We start from the raw sequence: 14,892 nt of genomic DNA, 5'->3' as shown, positions 1-14,892 counted from the left end.
AGGTCGTGCCCGCCCCGCATCGTGGCGGGCATGACCTCCCCCGAAGCGCTGCTCGCCACCCTCGCGCCCCTGCTCGCCGCCGAGTCCCGCGCGGAGGCCCCCGCCGCCGGCGTCGAGGCCGGGGACCTCGAACAGGCCGTCTGGCTGCGCCTCCTGGAACGGCTCCGGCAGGACGGCCCACCCGAGCACCCGGCCGACTGGCTGCGCCGCGCGGTGCGCGCCGAGGCCCGCCGCGCCCGCCGGGCCTCCGCGCGGGAGCGGCCCTACCGTCAGGAGCCGGCGCAGGCGTCGCACAGGGCGCCGGAGAGCCCGGAGAGCACCGTGCTGGTCTCCGAACGCGGCCGCACCGTGCGCGCCGCGGTCCGCCGCACCCCGGGCCAGTGCCCCCGGCTGCTGACCGCGATGCTCCACCCCGCGGACCCCACCTACCGCGAAATCGCAGGAGCGTTGGGTATCTCACAGGGGAGTCTGGGCCCGATGCGTTCCCGTTGCCTGGGATGCCTGCGCAGAATGCTGGCTGCGGAGGTTCCCCTCCCCGGCGTACGGGGAAGGGTGCCGTAGACCATCGGCGGACCAGGTGAGCGGGAGGCATGCGCACATGGGCATGAGCGTGACCATCTCAGCGGCAGACGCGCAGGACGCGGAGCACATCCTCAAGCTGCAGTACCTCTGCTATCAGCGTGAGGCCGAGATCTACCAGGACTGGTCGATCGAGCCGCTGACCCAGTCGCTCGACGCCCTGCGTGCGGAACTCGCCGAGGGCCAGGCCTTCGTGGCCCGCCTCGGCGACGAGGTCGTCGCCTCCGTGCGCGGCCGGCTCGACGAGGACGGCACCGTGCGGATCGCCAAGCTGATCGTCCACCCGCGCCTGCAGCGCCACGGTCTCGGCGGGCGCCTCCTGGACGCCATCGAGAGCCACTACGCGGAGGAGCCCGCGCCCGCCGCCAAGCGCTTCCAGCTCTTCACCGGCCACCGCAGCGAGGGCAACCTGCGCCTCTACCGCAGCAAGGGCTACGCCCAGGTGTCCACGCGCGAAGTGGGCCCGAGCCTGACGCTCGTCACCCTGGAGAAGGCGGCCTGACGGACCGCCACGGCGCCGACGGGGGTCCCGGCGGTCAGACGGCCGTACGGGACCGCCGCAGCCACCAGATGCCGGTCAGCGGCAGCAGCACCGGGATGAAGACGTAGCCGTAGCCGTAGTCCGACCAGACCGTCGCGTCCGGGAAGGCCGACGGCTCGACCAGCGTCCAGGTCCCCACGGTCAGCACGCCCACGAGCTCGGCGGCGCAGCACACCAGCGCCGCCCTGCGGGCCGTCTCCCCGCCCCGCACCAGCGTGTACGTGATGAACGCGTAGACCACCGCGGCGACTGCCGAGAGGGAGTACGCCAGCGGGGCCCGGTCGAACTCGGTGGCGATCTGGTAGATCGAGCGGGAGACCGCGCCCACCGACATCACGCCGTACAGCCAGACGAGCAGCATCCCGGGGCCCGTGACCAGCCGGCCGGTCCCCTGCTTCTCGGTCTCGGTCGCGGTCATGGTCAGCCCACCGTCCAGATGTCGTAGAGACGCACTTCGAGCACGGCGAGCACGACCGCACCGGCCGCCACCGTCGCCGAGCCCCACTTGCTGCGCTCGGTCAGGGACATCAGCCCCGCCGCGGGTACCGCGCACAGCGCGCCCAGCAGGTAGGCGATGAAGATCGTGGTGCCCTCCTCGGCCTTCTCGCCGCGGGCCAGCTGCACGATCCCGACCACCAGCTGCACCAGGGCCAGCACGGTGACCACGGCCATGCCGATGAAGTGCCAGTCCTTGGTGGACTGGTTCCGGGTGAAGGCGAAGCCGCACCAGGCGGCGAGCGCGAGCGCGGTCACCGAGACCGCGACCGTCAGGGCGTCAAGCATGCGCCCGAGGGTATTACGGGCCGAATGGCCGGATGCGCGCGCCCCCCGCCGACGCCCCCCGCCCGCGCCGCTCCGTACCGGGGCCGTTCCCGCTCGCAGCCGCGAATCGTGGCCTTGGCCACAGCCCGCGCCCGGGAAGGGCTCGGCGCGGGGCTCGTGGCGACCGGCCCGTCCTCTGCATCGGCGCAGGCCACGGAGGGCGGAACGGAGCCCCTCGCGGGCCGCGGGACCGGCACCGGGCTGTCCGCATGCCGTCTCAGGCCTGTCCGGTATGCGGACAGCCCCCTTTCGTTCGCACGTTTGCATGCTTTACTTGCAGCCATGACCACGACGAGCAGCCGCACCCTTGCGACCGAGGCGATCACGACGCCCGGTGCTCGTTGTATGTGTCGAATGTGCGCCATCTGAGGGCCCCCGACCGAGACTCGCGCCCCGAAGCGAGCCCCGACGGCCAGCCGTTCCGCCACGCCACCAGGCGCCGGACCGTGCCCGCCCCGCGCACGCGCTGCCTCCCGGCCACCAGCCGCGACAGCGACCGCCTGCGCCCGACTGTCCGAACGACGTATGCCCCGTGCACGGCGGACCCCGCGCCGCGCACTCGACAGTGACGGAAACCCTGTGATCACCACTTCGGGCCTGACCAAGGTCTACGAGTCGAGAGGCCGCCAGGTCACCGCCCTGGACGGCGTCGACCTCCACGTCCGCGAGGGCGAGGTCTTCGGCGTGATCGGCCAGAGCGGCGCCGGCAAGTCCTCCCTCATCCGCTGCGTCAACCTCCTGGAGCGCCCCACCTCGGGCACCGTGACCGTGGACGGCGTCGACCTCACCGCCCTCGCCGGCAAGGGCCGCCGCGCCGGCAAGGACCTGCGCCGCGCCCGCAGCAGCATCGGCATGGTCTTCCAGCACTTCAACCTGCTGTCCTCGCGCACCGTCAAGGACAACATCGAGCTCCCGCTGGAGATCCTCGGCGTCTCCGGCGCCGAACGCTCCCGCCGCGCCCTCGAACTCCTCGACCTCGTCGGCCTCGCCGACAAGGCGAAGTCCTACCCGGGCCAGCTCTCCGGCGGACAGAAGCAGCGCGTCGGCATCGCCCGCGCCCTGGCCGGCGAGCCCAAGGTCCTCCTCTCCGACGAGGCCACCAGCGCCCTCGACCCGGAGACCACCCGCTCCATCCTCCAGCTGCTGCGCGACCTCAACCGGCAGCTCGGCCTCACCGTCCTGCTCATCACGCACGAGATGGACGTCGTCAAGACGATCTGCGACTCGGCCGCGCTGATGCAGAGGGGCCGGATCGTCGAGTCCGGCACCGTCGGCGAACTGCTCGCGACCCCCGGCTCCCAGCTGGCCGCCGAGCTCTTCCCGGTCAGCGGCGCCGCCACGGCCCCCGACCGCACCGTCGTGGACGTCACCTTCCACGGCGAGACCGCCACCCAGCCGGTCATCTCGCAGCTCTCCCGTACGTACAACATCGACATCTCGATCCTCGGCGCGGCGATGGACACCGTCGGCGGCCGGCAGATCGGCCGCATGCGGATCGAACTGCCCGGACGCTACGAGGACAACGTCGTCCCGGTCGGCTTCCTGCGCGAGCAGGGCCTCCAGGTCGAGCCCGTCGAGCCCGTCGAGCCCCCGCACACCGCAGAACCGCAGGACCGGCCCGTGCCCGCCCAGGCGCCCGCGCTGGTGAAGGAAGGTGCCAAGTGACCTGGTCCGAAATGCAGCCGCTCCTGGAGCAGGGCACCGTCGACACCCTCTACATGGTCCTGTGGGCCACCGTCGTCACCATCCTCGGCGGCCTCCCCCTCGGCATCCTCCTCGTCCTCACCGACAAGGGCGGACTGCTGCAGAACCGGCCGGTGAACAAGGTCGTCGGCGCGATCGTGAACGTGGGCCGCTCGCTGCCGTTCATCATCCTGCTGATCGCCCTGATCCCCTTCACCACCTTCGTCGTCGGCACCTTCATCGGCCCCACCGCGATGATCGTGCCGCTCGCCATCGGCGCCATCCCCTTCTTCGCCCGGCTCGTCGAGACCGCCGTCCGCGAGGTCGACCACGGACTCGTCGAGGCCGTCCAGGCCATGGGTGGCGGCATCCCCACCATCGTCCGCAAGGTCCTGCTCCCGCAGGCCCTGCCCTCGCTGGTCTCCGCCGTCACCACCACCGTGATCGTGCTCATCGGCTACTCCGCGATGGCCGGCGCGGTCGGCGGCGAGGGCCTCGGCTCCAAGGCCATCACGTACGGATACCAGCGCTTCGACACCACCTTCATGCTGGTCACCGTCGTCGTCCTGGTCGCGATCGTCACCGTCGTCCAGCTCATCGGCGACGGCGCCGTCCGCCTCCTCGCCCGCCGCGGCCGCACCGCGTAACCCGGCCGGGCCCACCCAGACTTCGTCACCCGAAGAAAAGCCAGGACTTGTTGTCCAGGCGTCCACCGCTCCACCGGAAAGAGGCACTCTTCGTGCGTACCACCCTCAAGCTCACCGCGGGCATCGCCACCGCCGCCGCCCTCACCCTGGGCCTCACCGCCTGCGGCACCTCCTCCGACCCGTCCTCCACCAAGGACGCCGCCGGATCCGCGGACAAGCCGCTCGTCGTCGCCGCGTCCCCGACGCCGCACGCCGACATCCTCAAGTTCGTCAAGGACAACCTGGCCGCGAAGGCCGGCCTGAAGCTGGAGGTGAAGGAGTTCACGGACTACGTCCTGCCGAACACCGCCACCGAGACCGGCCAGGTCGACGCCAACTTCTTCCAGCACAAGCCGTACCTCGACGACTTCAACAAGAAGAACAACACCCACATCGTCCCGGTGGTGAACGTCCACCTGGAGCCGCTCGGCCTCTACTCCAAGAGCGTCAAGTCGCTGAAGGACATCAAGGCCGGCCAGACGATCGCCGTCCCCAACGACACCACCAACGAGGGCCGCGCCCTCCACCTGCTCGCCGACAACGGGCTCATCACCCTCAAGGCGGGCGTCGGCACCGACGCCAAGCTGTCCGACATCAGCGACAAGAAGGGCCTGGAGTTCAAGGAGCTGGAGGCCGCCACCGTGCCCCGCGCCCTGAACGACGTCGACGCCGCCGTCATCAACGGCAACTACGCCATCGAGGCCAAGCTGCAGCCCGCCAAGGACTCCCTCGCCCTGGAGAAGGCGGAGGGCAACCCGTACGCCAACTTCCTCGCCGTCAAGCAGGGCAACGAGAAGGACGCCCGCGTGGAGAAGCTGGCCAAGCTGCTCAACTCGCCCGAGGTGAAGAAGTACATCGAGGACACCTACAAGGGCTCGGTCATCCCCGCCTTCGGCGCGGCGAAGTAACACCCCGTCACCCGAGGGCCCGTCAGAAGGCCCCCGTAGTACGGTCCTCCACCAGAAGGCCCCGCACGCCCCGTCCGGCGAGCGGGGCCTTCGGCTCACCCGCGCATGCGCGGCGGCAGCCCCATGCTGCATGCTGTGCCTTCACGGTCTTCACGTATGGAGCTGAGCATGACTACGACCTTCCCGCCCATCTCCATCAGCACGGACCGCCTGGTGCTGCGCACCCTCGAACCCGCCGACGTGCCCGCGCTCACCGAGATGATGAACGACGAGATGGTCGCCGCCTGGACCTCGGTCCCGCAGCCCTTCACGGAGGACGCCGCCCGGCGCTGGATCGACGAGTACGCCCCCACCGAGCGCACCGCGGGCCGCGGACTCGACCTGGCCGTCACCGAGTTCCTCACCCAGCGCCTGGTCGGCGTCGTCCAGCTCGCCAAGACCAACTGGCGGGTCCGCTCCACCGAGATGTCCTACATCGTCGCCCCCTGGGCACGCGGCGAGGGATACGCCTCCGAGGCGGCGCTCGCCACCGCCCAGTGGCTCTTCGGCGACCAGCGCTTCGAGCGCATCGAGCTGCGCACCGCCGCCGACAACACCGCCTCCCAGCAGGTCGCCCAGAAGATCGGCTGCATCAGCGAGGGCGTCCTGCGCAACGCCTGCATAGCGCGCACCCGCACCGAAGGCGGCGAATGGGAGGACCTGCGCACCGACTACATCGTGTACAGCCTCCTCCCCGAGGACCTGGACAGTGCCGACCAGCTCGCCGAGGCCGGCTACTCCGGCTACGCCGACTGGAGCTGACCGGGAACGTGCCCGGGTAGGCTCGTTCCGCTCCGACCTGCACATACCTCCAGGGAGACAGAGACAGATGGCCGACCGGGTCACGGTGATCGGCTGGGACGGCTCGCCCCTCACCGCGGCCGCCCGGTCCGCGCTGGCCGCCGCCACCCTCGTCGCCGGCGCCGCGCACCACCTCGCCCTCCCCGAAGTGCCGCCCACCGCCGAACGCGTCCGCCTCGGCAGCGTCGACCTCGCCGCCCGCAGGATCGCCGGCCACCGCGGCACCGCCGTCGTGCTCGCCGACGGCGACCCCGGCTTCTTCGGCGTCGTCCGCACCCTGCGCGCCCCCGAGCACGGCCTGGAGGTCGAGGTCGTCCCCGCCGTCTCCTCCGTCGCCGCCGCCTTCGCCCGCTCCGGGATGCCCTGGGACGACGCCAGGATCGTCGTCGCCCACCAGCGCACCCTGCGCCGCGCCGTCAACGTCTGCCGCGCCCACCCCAAGGTCGCCGTCCTCACCTCGCCCGGCGCGGGCCCCGCCGAGCTCGCCCTCCTCCTCGACGGTGTCCACCGCACCTTCGTCATCTGCGAGGAGCTCGGCACCTCCCGCGAACAGGTCAGCGTCCTCACCTCCGACAAGGCCGCCGACCACGTCTGGCGCGACCCCAACGTCGTCATCGTCATCGGCGGCACCCCCGCCGCCGGCCGCACCGGCGGCTGGCTCATGGGCGACGACACCCCCGCCGTACGGGGCTGGGCGCTGCCCACCGCCGAGACCGGCGGCCGCACCGGCCAGGACCCCGACCTGCGCGCCGCGCACCTCGCCCGCCTCGGCCCCCGCGTCGGCGACCTCGTCTGGGACATCGGCTGCGCCGACGGCGCCTTCGCCGTCGACGCCGCCCGCTTCGGCGCCGCCGTCATCGCCGTCGACGCCGACCCCGAGGCCTGCGCCCGCACCGAGGCCGCCGCCCGCCGCGCGGGCGTCCTGCTCCAGGCCGTACCCGGCCGCGCCCCGCACGTACTGGAACGCCTGCCCGAACCCGACGTCGTACGCATCGGGGGCGGGGGAGTCCCCGTCGTCACCGCCTGCACCGACCGCAGGCCGGAACGGATCGTCGCGCACGCCACGACCCGTGACGAGGCCGAGGCCATCGGCGCCGCCCTGGCCGACGGCGGCTACACCGTGGAGTGCCGTCTGCTGCAGACCGTGGGCCTCGACCCGGCCGACTGGAGCGAACGCGAACGGACCGTCGCGTTCCTGCTCTGCGGGGTCCGCACCCAGCGCTCCCCGTGATCGCGGGGACCGGCGAGGGAGGTAGGCTGGCCGATTGTTGTACCGCACCGGGATGTTCGGCGTTTTGTTCGCCAATGCCCTGAACCGGGGGTCACTTTGGGCCTCTGATGTGGTACGGGAGCCGTGACGGCCGCGCGACGTGGCGCAGTCCACAGCGAACCGTGTCGGATCCGCCTGCCAGGATGGCCGAGGGCCGGGACAATGCATGGGTGTCCGCGCGTCCTTCGTGCCGCACGGCGCGCACGCTCGTTCTTGTCTTGGCGGGCGAAGGTCTGAAGGAGCACAACCGATGGGCGAGGGGTACGCAGCATGACGGACACCGGCCAGATCCCGGGCGAGGGGCTGCCGGAGAACGCAGGCATGGTCGAGCAGCCGGGCATCCCCGCCCCGGGCGCCTACACCTTCCTGGACCCCTCCGAGCACGCAGCCGAGGACGACGAACTGCTTCTGATGCCGGGCGCCCAGGGCGCCTGGAGCGAGCATCAGCCGGGCGTCCAGCCCGCACCGCCCGTCGCCGTACCCGCCCCGCCCGTCGACCCGCTGACGGCCCCGCTGGACCAGGTGACCGCCACCCCGCCGCAGGGCGTGCCGCTGCCCCCGCACACCCCGGCGCACGGCGTCCCGCTGGAGCCCGAGTACGGGTACGAGCCGGGCGTCCTCGACACCGGCGCCCACGAGGCCGCCGGCCGCGACACCGGCTCCGTCGACCTCGGCGGCGTCCGGGTGCCCCAGCCGGCCACCGGGATGACCCCGCCGCCGGCCCGCCGCCCCCTGCACATGGGCCCGCCGCTCCCCGAGGGCACCGGCCCCGCGGTCCGCTCCCTCGCCGACCGCGGCCCCGCCGCCCCGCAGCCCGCGCCCGTCCCGGTCGCCGCCACGGCCCCCGCCCCGACGCCGGTCCGCACCCCGGGCCCGCCGACGGCCGGCCTGGAGTACCTGGACGTGGCGCAGGACCAGCAGACGGCCCCGCAGGGCGCCGTGCCGTGGACCGTGCAGCCCGAGGCCGCCCCCGCAGAAACGGTCGTCCCTCCGGTCGCCCGGTTCGTCCCGGTCGAGGGCTCCGTCCCGACGGCCCCGCACCTGGCCCCGACCCCCCCGGCCGAGCCCCAGCCGACCCCCGAGGAGCCCCCGCTCGCGGAGGCCCCGGCGGCCGAGGCCCCGGTGGAGCAGCCTGCCCCGGAGCAGCCGGTGGCTGCCGAGGTGCCGGTGCCCGCTGAGGCGCCGGTTGCCGAGGCGCCCGCCGTCGTGGAGCCGGTGGCTGAAGAGCCGGTGGCCGAGGCGCCGGTCGTCGAGGCGCCGGTCGTCGAGGCGCAGGCCCCCGAGGCACCGATTGCCGAGGTGCCGGTCGTCGAAGCCCCCGTGGCCGAGCAGCCGATCGCCCAGGAGCCCGTCGTCGAGCAGCCGCTCGCCCAGGCGCCCGTGACGGAGCAGCACGTCGCGGAGCAGCCGGTGGCCGAGCAGCCCGTTCCCGTACAGCCCGTGGCCGAGGAGCCCGTGGAGACCCCGGCGGTGGCCGTGGTCCCCGCCCCGCGCGAGCCGGAGCCGCAGCCCGTGGAGGCCGCGGAGCCCGAGCCCGAGGCACCCGTGGCGGAGCCCGTCGCCGAGCAGCCGGCGGAAGCGGCGCCGGTGGAGGCGAGCCCCGTGGAGGTGACGGCCGAGGAGATCCCGGTCGTGGCCGAGGAGATCCCGGCGGAGGAGCCCGAGGCGGCCCCGCAGCCCGAGCCGGTCATGGCGCCCGCGCCGGAGGAGCCGCAGGCCCAGGAGCCCGGGGCGCACCCGACCGCCGAGCAGGAGCCGCAGGCCGAACCGCGGACGCCCGACGCGACGGAGCCGGCTCAGGAGGTCGAGGAGCTTCCGGCGCCCGAGGAGGCCCAGGAGACCTCGGACGCCCCGGAGGACGCAACCGTCCCCACTCCCACTCCCGCATCCGCTCCCGCCCCCGGCTATGAGGAGGCGGAGCGCGAGGCGGTCCTCCGGGTCATGCGCGAGCGCCGCGACATCCGCAACGGCTTCCGCTCGGACCCGATCCCGCACGAGGTGCTGCTCCGCGTCCTGGAGGCGGCCCACACGGCGCCCAGCGTCGGCCACTCGCAGCCCTGGGACTTCGTCGTCATCCGCAGCGCCGAGACGCGCCGCACGATGCACGAGCTCGCGGCGCACCAGCGCGAGGCGTACGCGAAGTCGCTCCCCAAGGGCCGGGCGAAGCAGTTCAAGGAACTGAAGATCGAGGCCATCCTCGACACCCCGGTCAACATCGTGGTGACCGCCGACCCGACGCGGGGCGGCCGCCACACCCTCGGCCGGTACACGCAGCCGCAGATGGCCCCGTACTCCTCGGCCCTCGCCGTCGAGAACCTCTGGCTCGCCGCCCGCGCCGAGGGCCTCGGCGTCGGCTGGGTCAGCTTCTTCGACGAGCGCGAGATGGTCCGCGCCCTCGGCCTGCCCGAGCACCTCGAAGTGGTCGCGTACCTCTGCGTCGGCTACGTCGACGAGTTCCCGGAGGAGCCGGAGCTGATGCAGGCGGGCTGGTCCAAGCGTCGCCCGCTGTCCTGGGTCGTCCACGAGGAGACGTACGGCCGCCGCGCGCTGCCCGGCGAGGAGCCGCACGACCTGCTCCAGGAGACCGTGGCCAACATCCGCCCGCTGGACGCCAAGGCGCTCGGCGAGGCGTGGGAGCGCCAGAAGCGCATGACCAAGCCCGCCGGGGCCCTGGGCATGCTGGAGATCATCGCCGCGCAGCTCTCCGGCCTCTCCCGCACCTGCCCGCCGCCCATCCCGGAGCCGGCCGCCGTGGCGATCTTCGCCGGTGACCACGGGGTGCACGCGCAGGGGGTCACGGCGTGGCCCCAGGAGGTGACCGGCCAGATGGTCGCGAACTTCCTCGGGGGCGGCGCGGTCTGCAACGCGTTCGCGAACCAGGTGGGCGCCGAGGTCTGCGTGATCGACGTGGGCGTGGCGAGCGAACTCCCGTCCACGCCGGGCCTCCTTCCCCGTAAGGTCCGCGCGGGCACGGCCGACTTCACCATCGGCCAGGCGATGACCCACGACGAGGTCATCGCCGCGATCGAGGTGGGCATCGAGACGGCCCGCGACCTCGTGGCCGCGGGCAACAAGGCCCTGCTGACCGGCGAGATGGGCATCGCGAACACCACGGCGTCCGCGGCCCTCATCTCGGTGTACACGGGCGTGGACCCGACCGAGGTCACCGGCCGCGGCACGGGCATCAACGACGAGATGCACGCCCGCAAGGTGGATGTGGTCCGCCGCGCCCTCGACCTCCACAAGCCGGACCCGGCGGACCCGATCGGTGTCCTGGCGGCGGTCGGCGGCCTGGAGCACGCGGCGCTGGTCGGCCTGATCCTCGGCGCGGCCTCGCTGCGTACCCCGGTGATCCTGGACGGCGTCTCGACCGGAGCGGCGGCCCTGGTGGCGCGGGCCATCGCGCCCGAGTCGCTGGCGGCGTGCATCGCGGGCCACCGCAGCGCCGAGCCGGGCCATGTGGCGGCCCTGAACAAGCTGGGCCTGCGCCCGCTGGTCGACCTGGACCTGCGCCTCGGCGAGGGCACGGGCGCCCTGCTGGCCCTCCCGCTGGTCCAGAGCGCCGCGCGAGCGATGCACGAGGTGGCGACGTTCGACTCCGCAGGCGTAACGGAGAAGTAGAAGAGAAGCAGCCCGTCCCCCCTCAAGGAAGCGGGGGGACGGCCTCGGTTGCCCACTCAGGGGAGTGGGGGACGCGCAGGGGACCGCGTTCGGGACGTAAAGCGTGATGTGTGGCGCGGAACCAGTACGCGTCGCTCACCCGCACCAGCCCCGCGCCGTACATCATGCAGTCCCGAACGCGGTCCCCGGAGCGTCCCCCACGCCGGCCGCCCACCACCGGGACATCCGTCACAGCGTGACAAGCCCTGGTCACCGATATCGTTGGTGCCCAAACGCACCGCCCCCTCCGAGGAGCCGCCCGCCCATGGCCGACCACGCCGCGAACGCCGCCCACGCAGCCACCGCAGAGCACCCCGCCTACCCCGTCGGACTGCGCCTCAAGGGCCGCCGCGTCGTCGTGCTGGGCGGCGGCCAGGTAGCCCAGCGCAGGCTTCCGGCGCTGATCGCGGCGGGCGCGGACGTCACGCTGATCTCCCCCTCCGCGACCCCCTCGGTCGAGGCGATGGCCGAGACCGGCGAGATCACCTGGACCAGGCGCCGCTACGAGGAGGGCGACCTCGCGGACACCTGGTACGTGCTGGTCGCCACCACGGACCCGGTTGCCAACGCGGCGGCGTCGGCGGAGGCCGAGCGCACCAGGACCTGGTGCGTCCGCTCGGACGACGCGGAGGCCGCCACCGCCTGGACCCCGGCCACCGGCCGCAGCGAGGGCGTGACCGTGGCGGTGCTGACGGGCCACGACCCGCGCCGTTCGGCGGCCGTGCGGGACGCGATCGTGGAGGGCCTGCGCGACGGCTCGATCGCGGCGCCGACGCACCGCGCCCGCACCCCCTTCGTGGCCCTGGTCGGCGGCGGCCCCGGCGACCCGGACCTCATCACGGTGCGCGGCCGTCGCCTGCTCGCGGAGGCCGACGTCGTGATCGCGGACCGTCTCGGCCCGCGTGACCTCCTGAACGAGCTGCCGCCGCACGTCGAGGTGATCGACGCGGCGAAGATCCCGTACGGCCGTTTCATGGCCCAGGAGGCCATCAACAATGCCCTGATCGAGCACGCGAAGGCCGGGAAGTCGGTCGTGCGCCTGAAGGGCGGCGACCCGTTCGTCTTCGGCCGCGGTATGGAGGAGGCCCAGGCGCTCGCCGCCGAGGGCATCACGTGCACGGTCGTGCCGGGCATCTCCAGCTCGATCTCGGTGCCGGGGGCCGCCGGCATCCCGGTGACGCACCGGGGCGTGGCGCACGAGTTCACGGTGGTCAGCGGTCACGTGGCCCCGGACGACGAGCGTTCCCTCGTGGACTGGGCGTCGCTGGCGAAGCTCACCGGGACCCTGGTGATCCTGATGGGCGTCGACAAGATCGGCAAGATCGCCGAGGCGCTGATCGCGCACGGCAAGTCCCCGGACACGCCGCTGGCCCTCGTCCAGGAGGGCACGACCGCGACCCAGCGCCGCGTGGACGCCACGCTGGGGACGGTGGCGGAGACGGTCCGGACGCAGGAGGTGCGCCCGCCCGCGGTGATCGTCATCGGCGACGTGGTCGCGGAGTCCCCGGACAAGCTGACGAAGTAGCACCCGCACGACGTACACCCGCACCCGCACGACGTGCCCGCACGACGTACAACCGCACGCGCACGGCGTACACCCGCACGACGTGCACCCCGCACATTGGCACCGCACCCCGGACAAGGCAGTATCACCCCGTGGCCGAACTCATCACGATCGACGACCCCGACGACCCCCGCCTGAGCGATTACACCGGACTGACCGACGTGGAGCTCCGCCGCAGGCGCGAGCCCGCCGAGGGCCTGTTCATCGCCGAGGGCGAGAAGGTCATCCGCCGCGCCAGGCAGGCGGGGTACGAGATGCGGTCGATGCTGCTCTCCGCGAAGTGGGTCGACGTCATGCGGGACGTGATCGACGAGGTCCCGGCGCCCGTGTACGCGGTGCAGCCGGACCTGGCCGAGCGCGTGACGGGCTACCACGTGCACCGGGGGGCGCTCGCGTCGATGCAGCGCAAGCCGCTGCCGGGCGCGACGGAGCTGCTGAGCACGGCCCGCCGGGTCGCGGTGATGGAGTCGGTCAACGACCACACCAACATCGGCGCGATCTTCCGCAGCGCGGCGGCCCTCGGGATGGACGCGGTGCTGCTCTCCCCGGACTGCGCGGACCCGCTGTACCGCCGTTCGGTGAAGGTGTCGATGGGCGCGGTGTTCTCGGTCCCGTACGCCCGCCTGGAGACCTGGCCGCGTGGCCTGGAGGCGGTCAGGGAGGCGGGCTTCAAGCTGCTCGCGCTCACGCCGGCGGACCGGGCGACGTCGATCGACGAGGCGGCCCCGCACCGGCTGGACCGGGTGGCGCTGATGCTGGGCGCGGAGGGCGAGGGCCTGTCGACGCAGGCGCTGCGCGCGGCGGACGAGTGGGTCCGCATCCCGATGGCGCACGGCGTGGACTCGCTGAACGTGGGCGCGGCGGCGGCGGTCGCCTTCTACGCGGTGACGAGCGGCCGCCCGCAGTCCTGACGTCCGGGCTCGGCCCACGGGGCCGAGCCGGCCGACCGGCGCGACCCGGCCAGGGCTCAGCCCTGGAGCGCCTGCGCGGCGGCGATCCCCAGGGCGACGATCAGCGTGACCACGACGAAGACGAAGAGCCGCTGACGCAGCAGCCGGGGGTTGGCGGGCCGCCGCCCGGTGGAGGTGCTGCGGGCCCCGGGCCGTGTGCCGGGCCGGGAGTGCGGGGCACCGGCACGTGAGGTGGACGGCCGGTTCTTCCCGGCCCGCCCCTGCGTCCCGGTGGATCGCTCGGTGGCCCGGTCGGCCTGCCGCTCCACGTGCCGCTCGGCGGCGCGCTCGCCGTGCCGCTCGACGATCCGTTCCCCGTGCCGCTCACCATGCCGCTCGGTGGTCCGCTCGGTGTACCGCTCCGTGGGCCGCGCGGCCGGCCGTACGGCATGCCGCTCCTCGGCCCGATCCCGGTCCCAGTCCCGATCGCGCTCCCGGTCGCGCGGCCCCGGTGTCCGGGGGGCGGCGGGAAGCCCCTGTGCCTCGCGGGCGGCGATCTCCTTGAGCCGCATGGACAGCTGGAGGGTGCTGGGACGTTCCTCCGGGTCCTTGGCGAGGCAGGCGCGGACGAGGGGGGCGAGGGCGTCGGGAACGCCGTGCAGCTGGGGCTCTTCGTGGACGACCCGGTAGAGCATGACTTCGGAGCTGCCGTGCCCGAAGGGGGAGTCGCCCATGGCGGCGTACGCGAGTGTGGCGCCGAGCGAGAAGACGTCGGTGGCGGGGGTGACGGCGGCGCCCCGGACCTGTTCGGGCGCGAGGAAGCCGGGGGAGCCGACGGCGGTGCCGACGTGGGTGAGGGTGCTGGCTCCGGTGGCCCAGGCGATGCCGAAGTCGATGATGCGGGGGCCCTTGGGGGACAGCAGGATGTTGGAGGGCTTCAGGTCGCGGTGGACGACTCCGGCCTCGTGGACGGCGACGAGCCCTTCGGAGAGGGCGGCGCCGATCGCGGCGACGTCGGCGGCTCGCAGGGAGCCCTCTTCGGCGACCCGGTCGTGCAGGGAGGGGCCGGGGACGTACTGGGTGGCGAACCAGGGGCGCTCGGCCTCCAGGTCGGCGGCGACGAGCCGGGCGGTGCAGCCGCCGCGGATCCGCCGGGCGGCGGACACCTCGCGGGCGAAGCGGGAGCGGAATTCCTGGTCCTCGGCGAGGTCGGGCCGGATGACCTTGAGCGCGACGCGCTGTCCGCGCCGGTCGGAGCCGAGATACACGACTCCCATTCCGCCGGCTCCGAGCCTGCGGTGGAGCCGGAACGACCCGACGATCCGCGGGTCCTCGCGCCGGAGCCGCATCATCGCCATGTCCGTCCCCTCGTCCGTTCGCCGTGGCACAGCTTACGTACCCCCGCCCCGGTGCGCTCACAGGCCGCGCCCTCGGGCCGGCATCGATTGT

At 73.4% G+C, this 14,892-nt stretch carries 13 protein-coding genes; 10 read left to right on the top strand and 3 right to left on the bottom strand.

Going from position 1 to position 14,892, the window contains the following annotated elements; genetic code table 11:
* Nucleotides 1–30 precede the first annotated feature (30 nt).
* Nucleotides 31–561: a sigma-70 family RNA polymerase sigma factor gene (locus ACZ3ZE_RS31665; RefSeq protein ID WP_361169562.1), complete on the top strand. Its 531-nt coding sequence runs from the start codon at nucleotides 31–33 to the stop codon at nucleotides 559–561.
* 37 nt (nucleotides 562–598) lie between these two features.
* Nucleotides 599–1,081, top strand: coding sequence for a GNAT family N-acetyltransferase (locus tag ACZ3ZE_RS31660; protein ID WP_361169559.1), 483 nt, complete (start codon nucleotides 599–601; stop codon nucleotides 1,079–1,081).
* A gap of 34 nt (nucleotides 1,082–1,115) precedes the next feature.
* Here ACZ3ZE_RS31660 and ACZ3ZE_RS31655 read toward each other — a convergent pair whose 3' ends face one another.
* Together ACZ3ZE_RS31655 and ACZ3ZE_RS31650 are read right to left on the bottom strand one after the other, a co-directional pair.
* Nucleotides 1,116–1,538, bottom strand: a complete 423-nt coding sequence (locus ACZ3ZE_RS31655) for a hypothetical protein (protein ID WP_361169556.1) — start codon at nucleotides 1,536–1,538, stop codon at nucleotides 1,116–1,118.
* Nucleotides 1,539–1,540: 2 nt separating this feature from the next.
* On the bottom strand, nucleotides 1,541–1,903 hold the full coding sequence (locus ACZ3ZE_RS31650) for a hypothetical protein (RefSeq protein WP_329419073.1): 363 nt from the start codon (nucleotides 1,901–1,903) through the stop codon (nucleotides 1,541–1,543).
* 618 nt (nucleotides 1,904–2,521) lie between these two features.
* Between ACZ3ZE_RS31650 and ACZ3ZE_RS31645 the strand changes: the two genes are divergently transcribed.
* From ACZ3ZE_RS31645 to ACZ3ZE_RS31610, 8 genes are all read left to right on the top strand, one after another.
* Entirely contained in the window at nucleotides 2,522–3,607 is a 1,086-nt protein-coding gene (locus ACZ3ZE_RS31645) for a methionine ABC transporter ATP-binding protein (protein ID WP_361169553.1), read from the top strand.
* Nucleotides 3,604–4,272: a methionine ABC transporter permease gene (locus tag ACZ3ZE_RS31640; RefSeq protein ID WP_361169550.1), complete on the top strand. Its 669-nt coding sequence runs from the start codon at nucleotides 3,604–3,606 to the stop codon at nucleotides 4,270–4,272. Before ACZ3ZE_RS31645 ends, ACZ3ZE_RS31640 begins: the two co-directional genes overlap by 4 nt.
* Nucleotides 4,273–4,364: 92 nt before the next feature.
* A complete protein-coding gene (locus ACZ3ZE_RS31635) occupies nucleotides 4,365–5,219 on the top strand; it encodes a MetQ/NlpA family ABC transporter substrate-binding protein (RefSeq protein WP_361169547.1) in 855 nt (284 codons plus the stop codon).
* A 168-nt stretch (nucleotides 5,220–5,387) separates the two neighbouring features.
* Nucleotides 5,388–6,020: a GNAT family N-acetyltransferase gene (locus ACZ3ZE_RS31630; protein WP_361169544.1), complete on the top strand. Its 633-nt coding sequence runs from the start codon at nucleotides 5,388–5,390 to the stop codon at nucleotides 6,018–6,020.
* Between the two features lie 67 nt (nucleotides 6,021–6,087).
* On the top strand, nucleotides 6,088–7,290 hold the full coding sequence (cbiE, locus tag ACZ3ZE_RS31625) for a precorrin-6y C5,15-methyltransferase (decarboxylating) subunit CbiE (protein ID WP_361169541.1): 1,203 nt from the start codon (nucleotides 6,088–6,090) through the stop codon (nucleotides 7,288–7,290).
* 309 nt (nucleotides 7,291–7,599) lie between these two features.
* A complete protein-coding gene (gene cobT, locus ACZ3ZE_RS31620) occupies nucleotides 7,600–10,950 on the top strand; it encodes a nicotinate-nucleotide--dimethylbenzimidazole phosphoribosyltransferase (RefSeq protein WP_361623419.1) in 3,351 nt (1,116 codons plus the stop codon).
* A gap of 304 nt (nucleotides 10,951–11,254) precedes the next feature.
* Nucleotides 11,255–12,514: a uroporphyrinogen-III C-methyltransferase gene (gene cobA, locus ACZ3ZE_RS31615; RefSeq protein WP_361623421.1), complete on the top strand. Its 1,260-nt coding sequence runs from the start codon at nucleotides 11,255–11,257 to the stop codon at nucleotides 12,512–12,514.
* Nucleotides 12,515–12,645: 131 nt separating this feature from the next.
* Nucleotides 12,646–13,464, top strand: coding sequence for a TrmH family RNA methyltransferase (locus ACZ3ZE_RS31610; protein ID WP_361169532.1), 819 nt, complete (start codon nucleotides 12,646–12,648; stop codon nucleotides 13,462–13,464).
* 56 nt (nucleotides 13,465–13,520) lie between these two features.
* Here ACZ3ZE_RS31610 and ACZ3ZE_RS31605 read toward each other — a convergent pair whose 3' ends face one another.
* Nucleotides 13,521–14,801, bottom strand: coding sequence for a serine/threonine-protein kinase (locus ACZ3ZE_RS31605; protein ID WP_361169529.1), 1,281 nt, complete (start codon nucleotides 14,799–14,801; stop codon nucleotides 13,521–13,523).
* Nucleotides 14,802–14,892: the final 91 nt, after the last annotated feature.

Source organism: Streptomyces sp. NPDC023157 (genome assembly GCF_055560575.1).
The sequence above is the reverse complement of the archived record's forward strand: the minus strand, read 5'-3'. Positions and strand labels throughout refer to the sequence as shown.

What these genes read in the sequence shown, in the direction of transcription:
- ACZ3ZE_RS31665 (WP_361169562.1), top strand. Translation starts at nt 31, where the DNA reads ATGACCTCCCCCGAAGCGCTGCTCGCCACCCTCGCGCCCCTGCTCGCC.
- ACZ3ZE_RS31660 (WP_361169559.1), top strand. Translation starts at nt 599, where the DNA reads ATGGGCATGAGCGTGACCATCTCAGCGGCAGACGCGCAGGACGCGGAG.
- ACZ3ZE_RS31655 (WP_361169556.1), bottom strand. Translation starts at nt 1,538, where the DNA reads ATGACCGCGACCGAGACCGAGAAGCAGGGGACCGGCCGGCTGGTCACG.
- ACZ3ZE_RS31650 (WP_329419073.1), bottom strand. Translation starts at nt 1,903, where the DNA reads ATGCTTGACGCCCTGACGGTCGCGGTCTCGGTGACCGCGCTCGCGCTC.
- ACZ3ZE_RS31630 (WP_361169544.1), top strand. Translation starts at nt 5,388, where the DNA reads ATGACTACGACCTTCCCGCCCATCTCCATCAGCACGGACCGCCTGGTG.
- cbiE (WP_361169541.1), top strand. Translation starts at nt 6,088, where the DNA reads ATGGCCGACCGGGTCACGGTGATCGGCTGGGACGGCTCGCCCCTCACC.
- cobT (WP_361623419.1), top strand. Translation starts at nt 7,600, where the DNA reads ATGACGGACACCGGCCAGATCCCGGGCGAGGGGCTGCCGGAGAACGCA.
- cobA (WP_361623421.1), top strand. Translation starts at nt 11,255, where the DNA reads ATGGCCGACCACGCCGCGAACGCCGCCCACGCAGCCACCGCAGAGCAC.
- ACZ3ZE_RS31605 (WP_361169529.1), bottom strand. Translation starts at nt 14,801, where the DNA reads ATGGCGATGATGCGGCTCCGGCGCGAGGACCCGCGGATCGTCGGGTCG.